The sequence below is a fragment of the Brevibacterium sp. genome (assembly GCF_022712115.1).
GTDB classification, from domain to species: domain Bacteria; phylum Actinomycetota; class Actinomycetes; order Actinomycetales; family Brevibacteriaceae; genus Brevibacterium; species Brevibacterium salitolerans.
Window position 1 is genome coordinate 1 of sequence record NZ_JALAHB010000192.1, and the last position, 19,642, is coordinate 19,642.

General features: G+C 70.3%; 17 protein-coding genes and 1 pseudogene. 10 read left to right on the forward strand and 8 right to left on the reverse strand.

What is annotated here, in order from left to right; all coding sequences use genetic code 11:
• Window positions 1-442 (forward strand): annotated as a pseudogene (locus tag Q0A33_RS10865) (hypothetical protein); the annotation flags it as partial.
• A 160-nt stretch (window positions 443-602) separates the two neighbouring features.
• On the opposite strand, the gene Q0A33_RS10870 reads toward Q0A33_RS10865, so the two are convergent.
• Window positions 603-1,166, reverse strand: coding sequence for a GNAT family N-acetyltransferase (locus tag Q0A33_RS10870; RefSeq protein ID WP_291796231.1), 564 nt, complete (start codon window positions 1,164-1,166; stop codon window positions 603-605).
• A 140-nt stretch (window positions 1,167-1,306) separates the two neighbouring features.
• Here Q0A33_RS10870 and Q0A33_RS10875 point away from each other — a divergent pair, with 140 nt between their 5' ends.
• The 3 genes from Q0A33_RS10875 to Q0A33_RS10885 are packed head-to-tail and all read left to right on the forward strand — an operon-like array spanning window position 1,307 to window position 5,796.
• A complete protein-coding gene (locus Q0A33_RS10875) occupies window positions 1,307-3,211 on the forward strand; it encodes an ABC transporter ATP-binding protein (protein WP_291796233.1) in 1,905 nt (634 codons plus the stop codon).
• Window positions 3,208-5,064: an ABC transporter ATP-binding protein gene (locus Q0A33_RS10880; protein WP_291796236.1), complete on the forward strand. Its 1,857-nt coding sequence runs from the start codon at window positions 3,208-3,210 to the stop codon at window positions 5,062-5,064. The genes Q0A33_RS10875 and Q0A33_RS10880 overlap by 4 nt, the downstream gene beginning before the upstream one ends.
• Before the next feature lie 54 nt (window positions 5,065-5,118).
• Complete coding sequence (locus Q0A33_RS10885) at window positions 5,119-5,796, forward strand: hypothetical protein (protein ID WP_291796238.1); 678 nt, start codon at window positions 5,119-5,121, stop codon at window positions 5,794-5,796.
• A 32-nt stretch (window positions 5,797-5,828) separates the two neighbouring features.
• On the opposite strand, the gene Q0A33_RS10890 is transcribed toward Q0A33_RS10885, so the two are convergent.
• Window positions 5,829-6,362 carry a MarR family transcriptional regulator gene (locus Q0A33_RS10890; protein ID WP_363316577.1) on the reverse strand — a complete coding sequence of 178 codons (534 nt, stop codon included), beginning with the start codon at window positions 6,360-6,362 and terminating at the stop codon, window positions 5,829-5,831.
• Window positions 6,363-6,445: 83 nt separating this feature from the next.
• On the opposite strand from Q0A33_RS10890, the gene Q0A33_RS10895 reads away from it, so the two are divergent.
• From Q0A33_RS10895 to Q0A33_RS10915, 5 genes are all read left to right on the forward strand, one after another.
• Window positions 6,446-6,652 (forward strand): hypothetical protein, encoded by a 207-nt coding sequence (locus Q0A33_RS10895; protein WP_291796241.1) that lies wholly within the window; start codon window positions 6,446-6,448, stop codon window positions 6,650-6,652.
• Window positions 6,653-6,768: 116 nt separating this feature from the next.
• Window positions 6,769-7,980, forward strand: a complete 1,212-nt coding sequence (locus Q0A33_RS10900; RefSeq protein WP_291796244.1) for an FAD/NAD(P)-binding oxidoreductase — start codon at window positions 6,769-6,771, stop codon at window positions 7,978-7,980.
• A 260-nt stretch (window positions 7,981-8,240) separates the two neighbouring features.
• Complete coding sequence (locus Q0A33_RS10905; RefSeq protein WP_363316578.1) at window positions 8,241-8,462, forward strand: helix-turn-helix transcriptional regulator; 222 nt, start codon at window positions 8,241-8,243, stop codon at window positions 8,460-8,462.
• On the forward strand, window positions 8,459-9,079 hold the full coding sequence (locus Q0A33_RS10910) for a hypothetical protein (protein WP_291796247.1): 621 nt from the start codon (window positions 8,459-8,461) through the stop codon (window positions 9,077-9,079). The genes Q0A33_RS10905 and Q0A33_RS10910 overlap by 4 nt, the downstream gene beginning before the upstream one ends.
• 124 nt (window positions 9,080-9,203) lie before the next feature.
• Window positions 9,204-10,025: an aldo/keto reductase gene (locus Q0A33_RS10915; protein WP_291796250.1), complete on the forward strand. Its 822-nt coding sequence runs from the start codon at window positions 9,204-9,206 to the stop codon at window positions 10,023-10,025.
• 173 nt (window positions 10,026-10,198) lie between these two features.
• Here the strand turns inward: Q0A33_RS10915 and ilvD are convergent, their stop codons facing one another.
• The 5 genes from ilvD to Q0A33_RS10940 all read right to left on the reverse strand — a co-directional run bounded on the left by ilvD (window position 10,199) and on the right by Q0A33_RS10940 (window position 15,716).
• Complete coding sequence (gene ilvD / locus Q0A33_RS10920; protein WP_291796274.1) at window positions 10,199-11,926, reverse strand: dihydroxy-acid dehydratase; 1,728 nt, start codon at window positions 11,924-11,926, stop codon at window positions 10,199-10,201.
• A gap of 263 nt (window positions 11,927-12,189) precedes the next feature.
• Window positions 12,190-13,191: a 2-hydroxyacid dehydrogenase gene (locus Q0A33_RS10925; protein ID WP_291796253.1), complete on the reverse strand. Its 1,002-nt coding sequence runs from the start codon at window positions 13,189-13,191 to the stop codon at window positions 12,190-12,192.
• Between the two features lie 121 nt (window positions 13,192-13,312).
• Entirely contained in the window at window positions 13,313-13,804 is a 492-nt protein-coding gene (locus Q0A33_RS10930; RefSeq protein ID WP_291796256.1) for a MarR family transcriptional regulator, read from the reverse strand.
• Window positions 13,805-13,809: 5 nt separating this feature from the next.
• Complete coding sequence (locus Q0A33_RS10935; protein WP_291796259.1) at window positions 13,810-14,547, reverse strand: CE1759 family FMN reductase; 738 nt, start codon at window positions 14,545-14,547, stop codon at window positions 13,810-13,812.
• On the reverse strand, window positions 14,547-15,716 hold the full coding sequence (locus Q0A33_RS10940; protein WP_291796262.1) for a CE1758 family FMN-dependent luciferase-like monooxygenase: 1,170 nt from the start codon (window positions 15,714-15,716) through the stop codon (window positions 14,547-14,549). Before Q0A33_RS10940 ends, Q0A33_RS10935 begins: the two co-directional genes overlap by 1 nt.
• A gap of 198 nt (window positions 15,717-15,914) precedes the next feature.
• Here Q0A33_RS10940 and Q0A33_RS10945 point away from each other — a divergent pair, with 198 nt between their 5' ends.
• A complete protein-coding gene (locus tag Q0A33_RS10945) occupies window positions 15,915-17,993 on the forward strand; it encodes an alkyl sulfatase dimerization domain-containing protein (protein WP_291796265.1) in 2,079 nt (692 codons plus the stop codon).
• A 77-nt stretch (window positions 17,994-18,070) separates the two neighbouring features.
• Here the strand turns inward: Q0A33_RS10945 and Q0A33_RS10950 are convergent.
• A partial coding sequence (locus tag Q0A33_RS10950; protein ID WP_291796268.1) for an ABC transporter substrate-binding protein occupies window positions 18,071-19,642 on the reverse strand: 1,572 nt, incomplete at its 5' end.

A 19,642-nucleotide genomic window follows, 5' to 3' on the forward strand; every position in this document is an offset into this window, starting at 1 on the left:
CGCCGCCGTGGCAGTGGACGCCGGCGACGGGTCCGGCGGAGAGCGCTGGATCCTGCATGCCGGCGATTCCTTCTACCACCACGGGCAGATCGACGGCAGTGGAGGCGCGCCGTGGAGTATGACGGCAATGGAGCGCTTCGTCGCCTCCGACCGGCCTCAGGTCCGGGAGAACCACACCCGGCTCCGGGAATTGTGGGAAAGACAGGACCCCGACCTGCTCATCGTCAACCCGCCGCGCCGCGGCCTCGGGCGCGGGCTCGCGGAGTGGGTGCAGGACTCCGGCATCCGCGAGGTCATCTACTCCAGCTGCAGTCCGCGCACGCTCGCCCGCGATCTGGCTTCCATGCCGGCGTACCGGGTGACCGCCGCGCGGCTGCTGGACATGTTCCCGCACACGGCGCATTCGGAGGTCGTCGTCCGCCTCCGGCGCACAGCGGGCTGAACGGCTCTGGACAGCTGAGAGGTCCGGGGGCCTGAGCAGGCCCGGTGGCCTCGGCAGGCTCCGGTGGACAGAGCAGGCCGGCTGCGAAGCCGGCCGAGCACGCCGACCGGGTCAGTCATGCCGGCCGAGCCTTTCGACCGGGTCAGTCACGCCGGCCGGTTCAGTCCGCGAGGACCGGCCAGGGGTGCGGCGCTCTGTCATCCGTGGAGAGAAGACCGGCGATCCACCCGTCGACACCGCCGGACTCCATGCGCAGCCCCCTGCGCAGCAGCCCTTCGTAGCGGAAGCCCAGCGCACAGGCTGTGCGGGCGGAGGCGACGTTGCCGGCCATCGCCCGCCACATGATCCTCTCGAGCGCGCCGCCCTCGGGGTCGAACCCCCAGTCGAGCACGGCGGCGCCGGCCTCGGCCAGCAGTCCGCGGCCGCGAGCCGAGGCGCCGAGCCAGTACCCGATCTCAGCCTCCCCCGCCTGCGTCCGGCGGAGACTGATCATGCCGGAGAACCCCGTCTCCGCCCGGATGGCCCATGCGTATTCGGCATCGTCCGCCCACCACTGCCCCGTGAGCGCCACGAACTCCTCCGCGTGCGTGCGGGTGTAGGGCGAGGGCACCGTCGTCCAGCGCTGGACCTCGGGATCCTGGCAGGTGGAGAAGATCGCCCCGGTGTCTGCCGGCGTGGGTGCGCTGAGCTCGACGCGGGCGGTCTGCAGACTCACGGGTTCCATGTGCCGACACTATCTGCACAGGTCAGCCGGACACTAGGACCTGCGGCGCGAGCGAGGCGCAGGCCGATGCACCCCTCCTGAGCAATCAGCAGAGCCCGTCCGCCTGCCCACGTCCGTGCCCTCGCCTACGATGCTGAACTATGCGCATCCTCCTGCGGTTCTGGCCCGACATCCGCCCCCGTGCGGTGCGCTATGTCGCGAGCATCCTCTTCGCGCTCGCGTCCACCGGGATCTCCCTGCTCATCCCCGTGCTCACCGGCCGTGCCATCGACGGTCCCCTCGCGGAGCGCAGCCTGCCGGGCCTCCTCGCGATCACCGGGCTCGTCGTCCTCGTGGGCACCGCCGAGGCCCTCTTCCAGCTGATCCGCCGCCTCCTCACCGCCGGCATGACCGCGGACTGGGAAGTGCAGTGGCGCCACCGCCTCTACCGGCATCTGCAGCGTCTGGACGTGGCCCGGCACGACGAATGGGACTCCGGGCAGATGCTCTCCCGCGCCACCAACGACCTCTCCCAGCTGCGCAGGTTCTTCGCCTTCGGGTTCCCCTTCCTCGTCATCACCCCGGTGCTCGTGGTGATCGGCGGAGTCGTCCTCGCCCTCATCCATCCCGTCTTCGCGCTCATCCTCGTGCTCATGGCCCTCCCCACGATGGCCGGCGTGGCCTGGTTCAACACCCGCTACCAAGTGGCCTCCCGCGCCGCACAGGACACGATGGGCGAGGTCTCCACCTCCGTGGAGGAGTCCGTCCAGGGCATCCGCGTGCTCCTGTCCTTCGGCCGGAGCCCCTGGGCCGCGCGGCGCTTCCGGCTGATCGTGGAGCGGCTGCGGGACCACGAGCTGCGGAAGGTCCGCCTCGACGCCTGGCTCTGGGGTGTCGTCATGCTCCTGCCGCAGCTCGCGCAGGCGGCGATCGCGGGGGTGGGAGCCTGGGGTGTGGTCGCGGGCTGGGCGAGCCTGGGCGACGTCGTCGCCGCCGTGACGCTCATGATGTACCTGCGCATGCCCATCGAGATGTTCGGCTTCCTCCTCTCCGACGCCCTCATGTCGCTGACGGCGGCCACCCGCTACTGGGAGCTCATGGACATCGCACCCCGCATCACCGCGCCCGAGGCCGGCTCGGCAGGGAGCACTTCGCAGGGATCTCCCGTGCTCACGGGCACCGCGGGCGGCGGAACCGTCTCCGATGCCGGCGGAACGGTCTCCGCGAGCCGCGGATCCCGCGGCGAGTCCCTTGCGGCAGCACCGCGCACCGCTCCCGCTGCGGAGCACTCTCCCGACGCCGGCGTCCTCGAGTTCTCCGAGGTGGTCTTCGCCCACGAGGATGCGGACCGCCCCGTCCTCGACGGGATCACGCTGCGCGTGGCGGCCGGCGAGACACTCGCGCTCGTCGGCACCACGGGCAGCGGCAAGACGTCCCTGGCCTCGCTCGTACCGCGCCTCTTCGACGTCACCTCCGGTCGCGTGGCGGTCGACGGCGCGGATGTGCGTGCGCTGCCTCTGCCGCACCTGCGCTCACGCATCGGCGTGGCGTTCGAGGACCCCATCCTCTTCTCCTCCACCGTACGGGAGAACGTGCTCATGGGCGCACAGACCGTCGCCGGCGAGGACGGTGCGGACGGCGAGGAGCCTCCCGCACTCACGGACGCCCAGGTCTGGGAGGCGCTCGAGATCGCCCAGGCCGCGGACTTCGTCCGCGCGCTGCCCGCCGGGCTCGACACGCAGGTGGGAGAGCAGGGGTTGGCGCTGTCCGGCGGCCAGCGCCAGCGCATCGCGCTCGCCCGCGCGGTGGCGGGCAGGCCGCAGTACCTGGTCCTCGACGATCCGCTCTCCGCCGTGGACGTGGACACGGAGGACCGCGTGCAGCGCAGGCTCCGAGAGGTGCTCTCGCGGACCACCTCGCTCATCGTCGCCCACCGCCCCTCCACCGCCGCGCTCGCGGACAGGGTGGCGGTTCTGGACTCCGGCCGGGTGCAGGCCGTGGGCGGGCACGAGGAGCTGCTGGAGGCCTCGGCGACCTATCGAGATCTCATGGGGGTGCACGCATGAACCGGAATCCGGAGGAGCCGGACACTCTGCCGGACGACATCGCCGCACGCGCCCGGAGGCTGCTGGGCGAGCTCGTGCGTCCGCAGCTGCGCGGCTATGCGCTCCTCATCGGACTGCTCGCCGCCTTCGGCCTCGGCAATGCGATCGGGCCGGTGTTCATCGCCCGCGCACTGGACGAGGGCATCCCCGGTGCGGTCGCCGGCGACACCTGGGCACTGATGTCACCGCTGCTGGTCTTCGTCCTCATCACCGGTCTCACCGGTCTCTTCGACTTCGCCTCGACCCGCCTCACCGGCACGCTCGCGCAGCGGCTGATGGTGGCGCTGCGACGCAGGCTGTTCGACCACGTCCAGCGGCTGGGGATCGGCTACCACGAGAAGTCGACCTCCGGGCGGCTCGTGGCGCGGCAGACCTCGGACATGGAGAACATCCAGATCTTCCTCTCCGGCTCGCTGCAGGAGATGGCGATCGGCCTTTCGACCATGGGCGTGATCGCCGTGGCGCTGCTCGTCATGGACTGGCGCCTGGCGCTCGTGATCTTCGCCGGCTTCGTCCCGCTCCTCTGGGTCTCCATCGCCGCCAACCGCGCGCAGCGGCGCAACCAGCGCCGGACCCGCACCGCCATCGCACGGGTCATCGTGCAGTTCGTGGAGACGATGGGAGGGATCCGCGCGGTCCAGTCCTTCCGCAGGGAGCGGACCAACGAACGGCGCCTCGCCGCGGAGGACGCGAAGTATCGCGAGGCCACGGCCGCGAGCCTGCGGAACGTGGGGTGGTTCGCCGCGTCCACACGCTGGATCGGCAACCTCTCCATGGCCGGCGTCCTGTTCACCGGGGGCTGGCTGGTCATGGGCGACGGCCTGCAGGTGGGCGTGCTCACCGCGTTCCTGCTCTACGTCCGCCGCTTCTACGGGCCACTGGACGAGCTGGTGCAGGCCTTCACCATGTACCAGTCCGCCCAGGCCGCGCTGGAGAAGGTCACCGCGGTGCTGGACGCGGAGCCCGAGGTCGTGGAGCCGTCCGTCCCCGTTCGCCTCCCTTCCCGGAGCGGGTCAGGGAACGGTGGAGCGGCGCTCGGTGCCGGTGCGGCTCCCCCGCCCGCAGGCGAGGTTCGGGCCGGTCGCACCGTCTCGTTCTCCGGCGTCTCGTTCTCCTATGCGGGCGGGGAGACGGTGCTGCCGGAGTTCGACCTGACGATCCCCGCCGGGCAGACCGTAGCGCTGGTGGGACAGACGGGCGCGGGCAAGTCCACGCTCGTCAAGCTCCTCGCCCGGTTCTACGATCCCACCGGCGGGACGATCCGCCTCGACGGCGTGTGTCTGCGGGATCTCGCGGACGCGCAGCTGCGGCAGTCCGTCGTCATGGTCACGCAGGAGTCCTACCTGTTCGGCGGGTCGATCGGCGACAACATCAGGATCGGCAGGCCGGAGGCCACGGATGCGCAGGTGCGTGCCGCTGCCGAGGCCGTGGGCCTGGCACCGTTCGTCGCGCGCATGCCGGACGGCTACGACACGGACGTGAAGAAGCGCGGAGGCCGCCTGTCCTCCGGCCAGCGGCAGCTGGTGAGCTTCGCTCGTGCCTTCCTCGCGGATCCGGACGTGCTCGTCCTCGACGAGGCGACCGCGCACCTCGACATCCCCTCCGAACGCCAGGTGCAGGCAGCGCTGGCCACGGTGCTGGAGGGACGCACCGCGGTCATCATCGCCCACCGACTCTCCACCGTGGAGATCGCGGACAGGGTCCTCGTGATGGAGCACGGAGAGATCGTGGAGGACGGCGCGCCGGGGGACCTCATCACCGCCGGCGGTCGCTTCGCGGGCCTGCACGCGGCGTGGGAGGAGTCGCGGGCCTAGGAGAATGGCGGGGAACGGAGGACTGCCCGGCAGATTGGACCGCAGGAGGCGACAATGGAGGAATCCGACCCGCGGCCGCAGACTGAGCCGGAACCGCCGGTGAGTGCAGGCCGCTGGGACGTGGAGCCGGACCGGCGCCGCCTCTTCGACCTCGATCCCGTCCTCGCGCTGCACAGCGGGCCGTGGAAGTTCGGCAACCGTCCTCGCGCCGGCCTCGTCCTCAAGGTCGTGGGCATCGTGCTCACTGCTGCGCTGGTTGCCGGCGTCATCGTCATGCGACTCACCGCGCCGCGGGAGTTCGAGGGGTTCGCCGCCTATGCGCTTGCGGGTGCGGTGATCTTCCTCGTGCTCGTCGTGTTCTGGGGTTGCGGTTCATTGCTTGCGGACGGCAGTGTGCGACACGCAGCCAGCGGCAGGAGCATGGTCAGCAGAACAGAGAAGTATCGGTGCACCACTGCCACGGCGGACTACATCCGCGCGCGGATGGCCCAGGGAGACCTCGACTCGCTCCACCTGGGCAATCGGATGTTCCTCGACAAGCCCGCCACGGGAGTCCTCACCTTCACGGTCTATGCGCTGCCCGGCAAGCACGAGGCACTCGCGTGCATGCACTTCACCCGGAAGGACGCGCCGGAGGAGCCGCTCATCTGGCCGCCCATGCCCACAGACCAGGAATTCATGGAACGGTTCTTCCCGCGGAGGTCGGAGAACATCTACGACTTCAGCAACTGAGGCGCGCGCAGCCGGCGGCCCGGGCGACGGCCTCAGTCCTCCGTGCCACGCGGGGACCGGGCAGAGCCTGTGCCCGAGCTCTGCTCCCTGCCCCGGACCGCCTCGTCCCGGCGCGAGCGTCCCCCGCCCGCACCTGCGTCGGAGCGGTCGATGAGATCGTGCAGCGTATCCCGCAGTGAGGCCAGTTCGTCCGCACTCATGTCCAGCGCCTCGAGGATGCTGGGCGGGATGTCGAGCGCACGCTCCCGCAGCGCACGCCCCGCATCCGTGAGGTCCACCATCCGCACGCGCTCGTCGTCAGAGGCGTGCACACGCCGCACATAGCCGGATCGCTCCAGCCTGGCCACCAGTGGAGAGAGCGTGGCCGGCTCCAGGTGCACCGCACGTGCCAGCTCCCCCTGCCGCCGCGGGCTCTCCTCCCAGAGCGCGAGCATCACGAGGTACTGCGGGTGAGTCAGCCCCATGGGCGAGAGCAGCGGCCCATAGAGGCCGATGACCTTGCGGGCGGCCACTGCAAGGGCGAAGCACACCTGCTCGTCGAGGCGGAGGAAGTCACTGGAACTCACCCTCCGAGCGTAACCCCTGATATCCTTAGTGCACTAACTTTCATCTGCATCCCCACCCCGCACGCCCGGACGAAAGGACCACGATGCCCCGCGAGGACACCCCTGCGCAGAAGCCCTCGGGCGAGGACGGATTCGGCCTGTGGTTCAGATTCTGGAACCGCTTCGAGTACGCGGTGCTCCACGTCATCGGCCCGCCCCGCCTCAGCGAGTCCATGGATCCGCGCGCACGGCTCAAGCGCGAGTACGAACGGCGCCGCACCCTCCACGAACAGTGGAAGGCAGCGCGGTGAGCTGACACACTGGCACCACCACCTCGACCGGGACGGGCGCTCATGAGCGGCCCCGCGCTCTCAGGCTCCCGCACCGAGCGGGCACTGCACCCGATGAGCTCAGGAGGACCGGCACCATGAATTCCTACGACTACGTCATCGTCGGAGCAGGAGTCGCCGCGGCCGCTGCCGCCGCGGCGATCCGGGAGAAGGACGCGAAGGGCTCTCTCGCGATCATCGGCAGGGAGGACGACGGCCCCTTCTACCGTCCGGACCTGTCCAAGACGCTCTGGCTGGACGAGAACGCGGGCCTGGACAACGGCTGGCTGCTGGATGACCAGATCGGCGCAGACCTGCTCACCGGCACCTCGGTGACGGCGATCGACACCGAAGCCCGCACACTCACGCTCTCCGACACACGCACACTCACCTACGGCCAGCTGCTCCTCGCCACCGGCGCCGAGCCTCGGACGCTGGACCTGCCGGACTCACCGCGCATCCTCACCTATCGCACCGTGGCCGACTACCGGCGGCTCCGGGAGCTCGCGAACTCCGGCACGCGGGCGGTCGTGGTGGGAGGCGGCTACATCGGCGCGGAGATCAGTGCGGCACTGCGGCAGAACGAGGTGGGGGTCACGCTCATCATGCCGGGCACCTCGGTCCAGGGGTCCATGTTCCCCGCGGACCTCGCCGCCGAGGTGACCCGCACCTACCGGGAACGCGGAGTCAAGATGGTGACTGGGACGCGTGTCACCGGCGCACGCACAGAGGGCGACACCGTCACCGTGTCGACGGACCAGGGCACAGCGCACACGGCGGACGTCGTCGTGATCGGGGCCGGCGTGGTCCCCAACGACCAGGTCGCACGGCTGGCGGGAATCACGGTGGACGACGGCATCGTGGTCGACGCCCGGCTCGCCACCAGCGCTCCACACGTCTGGGCCGCTGGAGACGTCGCCCGCTACCCGGACGCGCTGCTGGGCATGCGCCGGGTGGAGCACGTGGACAACGCCGAGCACCAGGGCACGGTCGCAGGGCGGAACATGGCCACCGCGCAGACGGGCTCCGGAGAGCCGGAGTCCTACACCTACACACCCATCTTCTGGTCGGATCTGTTCGACTACGGTTATGAGGCCGTGGGTGAGCACAGCGCACAGGCGGACACCACGGAGGACTTCAGCGCGGACCGCAGCTCCGGGGTCGTGTACTACGCACACGAGGACCACGTACGCGGCGTCCTGCTCTGGAACGTGTGGGACTCGACCGACAAGGCCAAGGCCGTCATCGAGCAGACCGCCGTGGAGCCCAGGTCCGGCGACGAGCTGCGCGGGTCGATAGACCTCGGGTGAGGCGGTGCGCCCGGGGCGGCGGAGCCCGGGCAACGGGCCCCGGCCGGCGGACCTCGGGCAAGGGGCCCCGGCGTCCCGGGGACCGGCATCCGACGCGTCCGACGCGTCCGACGCGTCCGACGGCCAGCCTCGACGACAGGCGGCAGGCTTACGGCGAAGCCTCTTCCCTCCGGGAGGATGTCGAGTTCTCTTGACATGCGCATGTCCACGATGCTTACCATCGACATGTCAAGAGAACTCGACATCGACGGTGGAGGGACGTGAGCGGCGTGGTCGCTGAGAGCTCTCTGGTGCGCACGCTGCGGAAGGCCGCCGGGCTCACGCAGGCGCAGCTGGGGGCGCAGGTGGGCGTCTCACGGCAGACGATCGTCGCAGTGGAGAAGGGCGACTACGCCCCCAGCGTCTATCTGGCGCTGCGCATCGCCCGTGAGCTGGCGACCACCGTCGAGCAGCTCTTCCCCCTGGAGGAGGAACAGCCATGAGCACCGCACAGCCGCATGAGTTCGGATCCCCGGGCAGGGGCACACCAGACAGCCGAGGCCACCGCTTCGCCCGGGAGCAGCGACGCTTCGCCCGTGCCGCCGACCGGATCACCGGCCTCACCGACCCCTCCATGGGCGATGAGCGCGAGAGGGACATCATCCTCCGTGCCGGCACGGTGTCGATGACCACGGCGATCTACACCTTCATCGGCCTCGGCCTGCTCCTCGCCGCGACGGGAGCCATACTGCAGTCGGGCCTGGCGATCCTCGCCTCGGCTGTGCCGAACGTCGTCTACTTCCGCTACTGCAGCAGCGAGGGCGTCGACAACGCGCAGGTGTACAGCCGCACCGCACCGCGGCGTCGCCGCTGGGGCTTGGCGATCGGAGCGATCTGTGCGCTCGTCTGGCTGGGGCTGCTCGCTGCCTACGCCGTCACCGGTGCCCCGCTCATCGACGTCAGCTGGGTGACGTCTCGGATGGAGAACACGAGCACCTGGACCGGAGCACTCGTGGGCGGTGTCGCGGGCATCGCGGTGACCTTCGTGGTTTTCAGGTTCATGGCCCGGTCCGGCCGTCGCCGCGCTGAAGCTGAGCGCACCGCCCCTGACGAGGACTGAGGCGAGCCGGCAGCGGTCGCGCGGCTAGAGTGGTCCACGTCCGCTCACCGCCGGCCGGATCCGCTCCCCCGGCACCGGGCACGCTCTGCAAAACGCACACCATTCGGACCAGAGAGGCGATCCCATGACGGTTCCCACACTCACACTCAACGACGGCAGGACGATCCCCCAGCTGGGATTCGGCGTCTTCAAGGTCGATCCGGCGGAGACGGAGCGCATCGTCACCGACGCTCTCGCCGCCGGCTACCGCCACATCGACACCGCCGCCGTCTACGGCAACGAGGAGGGTGTGGGCGCAGCGATCGCCAAGTCCGGCATCCCGCGCGAGGAGCTGTTCGTCACCACCAAGCTGTGGAACGACCGGCGCGGCGCGGACGACGCCCGTGCAGCTCTGAATGAGAGCCTCACCAAGCTGGGCCTCGACCACGTGGACCTCTACCTCATCCACTGGCCTACGCCTGCAAACGACAAGGTCATCGAGACGTGGGAGACCTTCGCGACGTTCCGCGAGGAGGGCCTGACCACCTCGATCGGCGTCTCCAACTTCGACCACCGCTTCCTGCCCGCGATCCTGGACACCGGCATCGTCCCGGCCGTCGACCAGATCGAACTCCACCCGCAGTTCCAGCAGGTCGAGACCCTGCCGCTGCTCGCTGAGCATGACATCAGGATCGAGGCCTGGGGCCCGCTGGGCCAGGGCAAGGTCGACTACGCAAGCACCGTGGTGGGCGAGATCGCCGCGGCCGTGGGTGCCACCTGGGCGCAGGTCGTCATCGCCTGGCACCTCGCCAAGGGCCACATCGTGTTCCCCAAGTCCAACCGCGCGGAGCGCATGGCGGAGAACTTCGCGGCCAAGGACATCGTCCTCACCGCCGAGCAGGTCGCCGCGATCGACGCGCTGGAGAGGAACGAGCGCGTCTCCGCGGATCCCGCCGAGGTCAACTGACCTGCACCCGGCCGATGGGTCCGCGTTGACACTCAGCCTCCGCATTGCGGCCCGGCCTCGGGTTCACAGCACGAAAGGTCCGGGTCACGACGCTGCGGCGTGACCCGGACCTTTCGTGCGCACCTCCGGCCGGCTCCGCCAGCAGCACGGAGGGGCCGGCCGTCAGCGTGGGATCAGACCGTCGTCGCGCCCACGGCGGCGGACTTCACCAGCTGTGCATACTTGCCCAGCACGCCGTGCAGGCGCGGGTTCTCCGGCAGCGTCCAGTCCTTGCGGCGCTCGGCCAGCTCCTCCTCGGACACACCGAGGTCGATGGTGCGCTCGGGGATGTTCACGCTGATGGGGTCGCCGTCGCGGACGAAGGCGATGGGGCCGCCGTCCACCGCCTCGGGCGCCACGTGGCCGATGCAGAGCCCCGTGGACCCGCCGGAGAAGCGGCCGTCCGTGATGAGGAGGACGTCCTTGCCGATCCCGGCCCCCTTGATCGCACCGGTGATGGCGAGCATCTCTCGCATGCCGGGGCCGCCCTTGGGGCCCTCGTAGCGGATGATCACCACGTCGCCGGCCTTGAGCTCGCCGTTCAGCACGGCGTCCATCGCCGGCTGCTCACGGTCGAACACGCGTGCGGTGCCCTCGAAGACGTCCGCGTCGAAGCCCGCGGACTTCACGACCGCGCCCTCCGGCGCGAGCGAGCCCTTGAGCACGGACAGACCGCCGGTGGCGTGGATGGGATTGTTGAGCGCGCGGAGGATCTTGCCGTCCGGGTCCGGCGGGTTGATCGCCTCGAGGTTCTCCGCCACGGTCTTGCCGGTGACGGTGAGGCAGTCTCCGTGCAGCAGGCCCGCATCCAGCAGCGCCTTCATGATGACCGGCACGCCGCCGATCTTGAAGACGTCGTTCATCACGTACTGGCCGAAGGGCTTGACGTTGCCGAGGTGCGGGACTTTGTCCCCGATCCGGTTGAAGTCCTCGAGGTCCAGGGGCACCCCCGCCTCATGGGCGATCGCCAGCAGGTGCAGGACCGCATTGGTGGATCCGCCGAACGCCATCACCACGGCGATCGCGTTCTCCAGCGACTTCTTGGTGATGATGTCGCGTGCCGTGATGCCCTGGCGCAGCATGTTGACCACGGCATCGCCGGACTGACGCGCGTACATCGTGCGGTTGCGGTGGATGGCCGGCGGAGCGGCGGAGCCGGGCAGGGACATGCCCATCGCCTCCGCCGCCGAGGCCATCGTATTGGCCGTGTACATGCCGCCGCAGGCGCCTTCGCCCGGGCAGACCGCGCGCTCGATCGCATCGACGTCGCCCTCGGTCATCTTGCCGGCGCGGCAGGCGCCCACCGCCTCGAAGGCGTCGATGAGGGTGACCTCCTTCTCCGTGCCGTCGGAGAGCTTGGCCGTGCCCGGCATGATCGAACCGTTGTAGAGGAAGACGCTGGACAGGCCCAGGCGGGCCGCCGCCATGAGCATGCCCGGGATCGACTTGTCGCAGCCGGCCAGCAGCACGGAGCCGTCGAGGCGCTCACCGCCGAACACGGTCTCCACGGAGTCCGCGATGACCTCACGGGAGACGAGCGAGTAGTGCATGCCCTCGTGGCCCATCGAGATGCCGTCGGAGACGGAGATGGTGCCGAACTCCAGCGGGTAGCCGCCCGCTGCGTGCACGCCTTCCTTGGCCGCACCGGCGAGCCGCTGGAGCGAGAGGTTGCAGGGGGTGATCTCGTTCCAGGACGAGGCCACACCGATCTGCGGCTTCTGCCAGTCGTCGTCGCCCATGCCCACGGCCCGGAGCATGCCGCGTGCTGCGGCGCGCTCCAGACCGTCGGTGACGTCGCGAGACCGGGGCTTGATGTCCACGCCGGGCTTGGTGGGCGTGGCTGCGCGGGTGTCGTCAGTGATGCTCATGCCCTGATCTTAGGACCGCGACCGGCAGGCCCCTCCCGCAGGTCCCGCCATGCGGACCCGCGGGACGCCTAACGAAGGTCTGCGGGCACTCGTGCACCCCCCTCACCTGCACTTTCGGCACGCCTGAGGTCCCGCTCCAGTCCCATATGGCAGATGCGCCGGGTGACCGTCTCACCAATAGAGAACGCCGGACTGCCCGAATGCGCCGGCCAGTGCCGATTCGGACGCGCAGCGCCGCTCCGGGGGCACGGAGCGGCTCAGTCGATCTCGACGACGTTGAGCAGCTTCTCCCCACGCCCCAGCCGGATGACCTGTTCGGTGAGGAGGTTCGCGATGCGCGGGTGGAAGGCGGAGGCATCGCCGCCCACATGCGGGGTGAGCAGCGTGTTGGGCGTGGACCAGAGCGGATGCCTCGCCGGCAGCGGCTCGGGGTCGACCACGTCGAGGGCCGCATGGAGGCGGCCGGTGCGCAGCTCCGCCACGAGCGCATCGGTGTCCACGACGCCGCCGCGGGCCACGTTCACGATGAGCGCGTCGTCCGGGAGCTTCGCGAGGAACTCCGCGTCCACGAGTTTCTCGGTCTGCGGGGTGAGCGGGGTGATGAGGACGACGACCTCCGCCGTCGGCAGCAGGCCCTCCAGCTCGTCGATGGCGAGGATCGGCCCGCGCTCGTCCTCGCGCGCCCGCGTGGCGACACGGGTCTGCTTGACCTCGAAGGGCGCGAAGCGGTCGAAGATCGCGTTGCCGATCCCGCCCGCGCCCACGATGACGATGTTCCGGTCCGCGAGCGAGCGCCGGTGGATGTGGTCCCACTTCTCCTTGAGCATGTCCCGGGCCGCGTCGTCGATGCCGCGCAGACTCGCCAGGGTGAGGGCCACTGCGAGCTCCGCGGTGGCAGCGGTGTGCACGCCCGAGGCCGTGGCGACCGTGACCTCCGGCCCCACCTTGCCCACAACCGCGTCGTAGCCTGTGGTCTGCAGCTGGACGTACTTGAGGTTCTTCAGCTCATGCAGGCGGTCGATCGTGGGTCCTGCATTCATGTACGGCAGGATGACCGCGTCGATCGTGTCCGGGTTGAGCCCGCGGGACTGATGCTCGGCACTCCAGACCACGAACTTCAGCCGTCCCTGCTGATGGTCGACGATCCGGGAGTCGATCCGCGCCCGGAGCTCGTTGTCCGGGAAGGCGATGGTGGTCACGAGACCGGCGGGCAGGTCCTGTGCTCCGGCAGACGTGCCGGCGTGTGCATTCTCACTCATGCCCACAGTGTGGCACGAGGGCCGGACGCGGGAAGAGGGTGTTCCGCAGTCAGGACAGGACGCTCACGGGACCGGGCACAGGTGGACCCTGATGCCGGTGCAGCCTGACCCGCAGCGCCCGTCACCCCACGGCACCGGCGATCTTCGCCGTGATCCGACCGAGCGCCTCGATCTCCTCCCGCGTGAGCACTTCGTCGAACACATGGCGCACCCGTTGCCGGTGCACCTGCCCCACCCGCACGAGCGTGTGGGCGCCCTCCTGGGTGAGGTGCACCTGCTGGACGCGGCGATCGTCCGGGTCCTGCTCCTTGCGGACCCAGCCGCGCTCCTCGAGGCTCCTCACCCGGTAGCTGAGACGCGGCACCGAGAACACCAGCCGCTCCGCGAGCACGGACATCGCGAGCACCCTGTCCGGAGCCTCCGCCAGCACCATGAGGATGTTGAAGTCGCCGAGGTCCACCCCGGAATCGCCCTTCATCCACTCCCCCATGCGCGTGGTGAGGCGCTGGGCGGTCTCGAAGTACGTCCGCCAGGCGGCCATCACGGCCGGTTCGGCGAGGAGTTCGCCGCCGGGTGCAGGCGGTCCCACCGGAAGACCCCCTCTCTCCTCCACCGCGCTCACCGTCCCAGCAGCTGCGCGAACGGCGTGACGGATTCCGGATCGAACTCATCGCGCATCCGGTCGAGACGCGCGGAGGTGCGCACCGACGCGCTGGGAGCAGGTTCGGCGGCGAAGGCCTCGGAAGCCTCCGCATCCGTACCGGCGGGCACCACGAGTGCCGCGAACTCCTCCGCGGCAGCGGTGATCCGCTCCCGCAGACCGCTCGCCGCACCCGCACCCCAGTCGTCGGTCGCGGCGAAGACGGCGGTGGGGAGCACGATGCCCTTGAGGTAGGCCAGGAGAGGGCGCAGCGTGGTCTCCGCGGCCAGAGAGTGGCGCGGTGTGCCTCCCGTGGAGCCCAGCAGCACGGGGGTGCTCGCGAGGGAGGCGTCGTCGATGAGCTGCCAGAACAGGGTGAGGATCCCCACCGGGGCGGCCTTGTAGACCGGCGCCACCGTGAGGACGCCCGAGGCCCGCCGCACGGCGGCGAAGGCCTCTTCCACCTGCGGCGCGGGCAGACCGGTGGCGGTGAGGTCCGCGAGGTGGCGGGCGAGCTCCCGCAGCCGCACGTGCGTGGTCCGCACCCGCAGGCCGCGGGCCTCGATCACGGAGGCCGCCTCGGCGAGCATGCGCGCGGCGAGGCGATCGGTGGTCGAGTCCTCGCTCATGCCGGCGGACACCGCGACGAGCTCGACGCTCTCCGCGGCACTGACGGCCGGGACGGTGGGGCTGTCTGAGAAGCGGGCATCCGTCATCACTGCCGCCCTCCCTTCTTCTCCTGCGCTGCGGCCTCACGCTCCTCGTGGGCGCGCGAGCCGGGAGCGCCGCCGGGCACCGGGTCCTGGCCCGCGAGGTGGCGAACGCGGAGCCACTCGTGCGTGGGGGCGTCCGGGACGTCCGCGGGGCGCGCCGCATCGAGCTCCTTGCGGAGCACGGGGACGACCTGCTCGGCCAGGATGTCGATCTGCTCGAGGACGGTCTTGAGCGGCAGGCCGGCATGGTCGAGGAGGAACAGCTGCCGCTGGTAGTCGCCGGCCCATTCGCGGAAGCCCGCGTAACGCTCGATGACCTGCTGCGGGCTGCCCACGGTGAGCGGCGTCTGCTCCGCGAAGTCCTCGAGGCTGGGACCGTGGCCGTAGACCGGCGCATTGTCGAAGTACGGCCGGAACTCGTGCACGGCGGCCTGGGAGTCAGCACGCATGAACACCTGACCGCCCAGCCCCACGAACGCCTGATGCGCGGCGCCGTGGCCGTAGTACTCGTAGCGCTGGCGGTACAGCTTCACCATGCGCGCAGTGTGGCTGGTGGGCCAGAAGATGTTGTTGTGGAAGAAGCCGTCGCCGTAGTAGGCGGCCTGCTCCGCGATCTCCGGGCTGCGGATGGAGCCGTGCCAGACGAAGGGCGGCACGTCGTCCAGCGGCCAGGGCGTGACCGTGAAGCCGTCCAGCGGCGTGCGGAAGTTCCCCTCCCAGCTGAGGTTCCGCTCACGCCACAGCCTGTGCAGGAGGTTGTAGTTCTCCACGGCGAGCGGGATGCCCGCGCGGATGTCCTTGCCGAACCAGGGGTAGACGGGCCCGGTGTTGCCGCGCCCCATCATGAGGCTCACCCGGCCGCCGGCCAGGTGCTGCAGGTACGAGTAGTCCTCCGCGATGCGCACCGGGTCCGTGGTGGTGATGAGCGTCGTGGAGGTGGAGAGGTGGATGCGCTCCGTCTGCGCAGCGATGTGCGCCAGCAGCACCGGCGGGTTGGCCGGCGCCACGAACGGCGGATTGTGGTGCTGGCCGGTCGCGAAGACGTCCAGGCCTGCCTCCTCCGCATGCTTGGCGATCGTGAGCATGGACATGATCCGCTCGTGCTCGCTCGGCGTCGTGCCGTTGGTGGGATCGGTGGTGACATCGCCGATCGTGAAGATGCCGAACTCCATGACAGCCCCTTTTGGTTGCAGTTTCAATCACTTGGTGAAAAGTTTAACCATCAGTGGCGAGCAGATGTTCCCGCCGAGGAGTGCGACTGGTCACAGGCAGGGCGAGGGGGCCCTGCAGCCGTCACCACCGCTCATCCACTCAGTCATATAGGCTGAAACCAGACAAAGTGTATGGAAACACTGCATGGAGGAGATCCGATGACGCAGCTCCCGCCCGATCCGGACGCACTGGCGGCAGTCGAGGAGGACAGCCGTCGCGGCTTCCTCGGCACGCGCCGGGACCCGCTCATCCGCGCGGCATCCGGCGCGGAGGTCTATGACCTGGACGCCTATTCCTTCCTCGGGGAACCGGCCCCGGCCACCGCGCATCCCGTGCTCTGGGAGCATTCGCGACGTGTGGCCCGCCACGGCCTCTTCGAGGTCTGCGAGGGCGTGTTCCAGGTGCGCGGGTTCGACCTCGCCAACCTCACCCTCGTGGAGGGAGAGAGCGGGGTCGTCGTCATCGACACGCTCACCTGCACCGAGACCGCCGAGGCCGCTCTCGAGCTCTACTTCGCCCATCGCGGCCGGCGCCCCGTGGCAGGCGTCGTCCTCACCCATCCCCACGTCGACCACTTCGGCGGAGTGGCCGCGGTGCTGCGACAGGGAGCCGCGGATCCCGTCCCGGTCCTCGCCCCGGAGGGCTTCCATCACCACGCCACGAGCGAGAACGTCGTCGCCGGCCCTGCCATGCGCCGCCGGTCCGGGTACATGTACGGCGGTGCGCTCCCCGCGGGCCCCGCCGGCCATGTGGGCTGCGGGCTCGGACAGCGGGTCGCCGCGGGCACCACCACTCTCACGGAGCCCACGGACTCGATCCGGGAGACCGGCGAGACGCGAGAGATCGACGGCGTCCTCCTCGAGTTCCAGCTCACTCCCGGCACCGAGGCCCCGGCCGAGATGAACATCTTCCTCCCCCAGCGAGGCGCCCTGTGCCTGGCGGAGAACGCGGTGCACACCCTCCACAACATCATCACCCTGCGCGGTGCGCAGGTCCGCGACGCCAAGCGGTGGTCCGCCTACCTCGACGAGACGCGCAGACTCTTCGGCCATCGCACGGAGGTCGCCTTCGCCACGCATCACTGGCCCACGTGGGGCCGCGAGCGCGTGGACGAGTTCCTCTCCGTGCAGCGCGACGTCTACGGCTTCATGCACGACCAGACCGTCCGCCTCATGAACGACGGCCTCACTCCCGAAGAGATCGCCGAGACGCTCACCCTGCCCGCAGCACTGGCCGCCTCGCCCGTGGTCCGCGGCTTCTACGGCTCGCTGAGCCACAACGTCAAGGGCATCTACCAGTTCTATCTGGGCTGGTACGACGGCAGTCCCGCCCACCTCTGGAAGCTCCCGCACCGCGCCGGCGCACGGCGCTGGATCGACCTGCTGGGCGGAGCGGAGAAGGCCGTCGGACATGCCCGGCGACTGCTCTTCGGGGAACAGGCCGAGGCGGCCGGGGCTCCGCAGCGCACCGAGGCGATCCGCACCGCCTCGGTCGAGGACCTGCGCTTCGCGGCGGAGCTCCTCGACGCCTGCGTGTTCGCCCAGCCTGCGCCCGCACCGGGGGCACCGCCTGCGCCGGCCTCGGACACTCAGGCGGACGCACCGTATGCAGAGGCACCGTATGCAGAGGCCCGCGAGCTCCTCGCCGCCGTCTTCGAACGGCTCGCCCACGGCTGCGAGAACGCCGTCTGGCGCAACGAGTACCTCACGGGAGCCGCAGAACTCCGGATGTCCTCCCCCGCCCGTGCTGCCCGTGCCGCCGGGGAGGCCGAGGCCGCCCGCGCTGCCGGACCCACCCCGGCGGCCGCACCCGCCGCCGGGTCCCCACGCGGACCGGTCCAGGGGCGCAACCAGCTGGCGCAGGGGCTGGGGCCGGCGGACGTGCTGGACTCCTGCGCGGTCCGCCTCGACGGTCCGGCGGCCGCCGAGACCTCCCTCAGCTTCGATCTGGTAGAGCTCGACGCCGCGGGCGAGGCAGTGCGGGTGCACCGCGCGCACCTGCGCAACGGCGTGCTCCGGCACAGCTGCGAGGAGATCGCCGGGCGCACGGAGCACACCGCAACGGACTCCGATCCCGAGGCCCAGCTGAGCATCCGCGTCCCTCCCGGGCAGGCCGCGCGACTGGCGCACGCCGGGCTGGACGGGTTCGACCACAGCGGCGACCCTGCGGTGTGGGAGCGGTTCCGCAGCCTGCTGACGACACCGCGGCGACGCTTCCCCATCGTCGCACCGCACTGACCCGGCACGTACTCCACCGGGCGACAGGCACGGCGAAGGGCCCGGCGGAGGGAGCTCCCTCCGCCGGGCCCTTCGGCTCAGCCGGCGATGCGCATGGTCTTGGCGACCGGCAGCCCTCCGATCACCCGCTGGCTGAAGCCCTCCGCGGCCGTCAGCTGCGCAGGCAGGCCGCTGAGCGGCACGACGATGCCGTCCTGGAAGACCTGCTGCTGCAGATCCGCGTAGATCGCGCAGCGCTTCGTCTCATCCGGTTCGGCCATCGCCTCCCCCAGCATCGCCAGGAGCTCAGGGTGGGGATCGCCGGTGCTGTTGCGTCCGCCGTCCTCCGTCGTGGGCCCCACCATCCGGGAGAGCCCGCCGTAGACGGTGCCGGAGAGGTTGATGAGGTTGATGACCGCCATGTCCCACGAATCGGGCTTGCTCGCAAGCTCCGTCGCCAGCCCGGCGTTGTCGACGGTGCGCAGCTCCACCTCGGCCCCGGCCTCGTTCAGCACCTGGTTGATGTAGGTGTTCCCGGCGCCCTTGCCGACGGCCTGGGTGCCCAGCTGCACGGCGGAGACCCCGTCCAGCGCCGCCGAGGCCGCCTCGGGATCCGGGGCGAGCAGGGCGTCGGGGTCCTCATTCACGCACGGCACCGTGTCGCCCACGAAGCTGTCCGCCGGGGTGCCCAGCCCGCCCGTCGCCGCCTGCACGAACGCCTGCCGGTCGAGGGCCTGCGCGACTCCCCGCCGTGCCTCCGCGTCTGCGAACGGCTTCCCCTCCCTCTCGTTGAAGAGCAGGAACAGGTTGCCGGTGGAGAACCTCTCCGCGGTGAAGCCCTCCTGGTCGTCGAAGCGCGTGAGGGGTTCGCCCGTGAGCGTCGCCAGATCGAGATCGCCCGCGATCAGGCTGTTCGCGATGCTGTTGTAGTCGGCGCTGACGGTGTAGCTGATGCGCGCGGCGGGCGTGCCCTCGAGAGGTTCGGCGTACTCGGGGAAGGTGTAGCCGGACTCCCTCAGCTCGAAGGAGACGCTGGCGCCCGGGGTGAAATCGCCCAGGGTGTATGCGCCGGAGAAGGCTCCCTCGACGGTCCCCTTCGCGGTCTCCTCCGGGTCCTCGAGCCCCGCGGGGCAGACGATCCCGGTCTCCGGCATCGTGAGCCCCGGTCCCATGTCCGCCCAGGGAGTGTCCAGCTCGATGGTCACGGTGCCCGCCTCGTCGTCGGCGGAGACCTCCGGTGTGGACGGGCCGAACACGAGATCCTTGTTGTTGGAGACCTCCGTGAATGCCTCGAGCGAGTCCTTGACGACGGTGGCCGTGATCGGCGTGCCGTCTGCGCAGGCGGCTCCCTCGCGCAGGGTGAACGTCCCCTTCTGCGGCGTCACCTCCCACTCAGCGGCGAGCTCACCGGCCAGCGCTCCTCCCTCGTCCTGCGCGAGCAGGGTGGTGTAGAGGAGGCCGTTCGCGGTCGTGCCGGGGACTCCGGAGGAGGTCATCGGGTTGAAGCTGGACGGATCTGCGATGAGCGTCGACCTGATCGTGTCGGTGGTCGTTCCGCTCTCTCCCGGTGCGCCGCCGGAACCGGTGGTGCAGGCCGACAGCGTCAGTGCTGTCACCAGCAGCCCCGCGGCGGCGGGGACGAGGCGGTGAGATCGGCGGACGACGGCGCG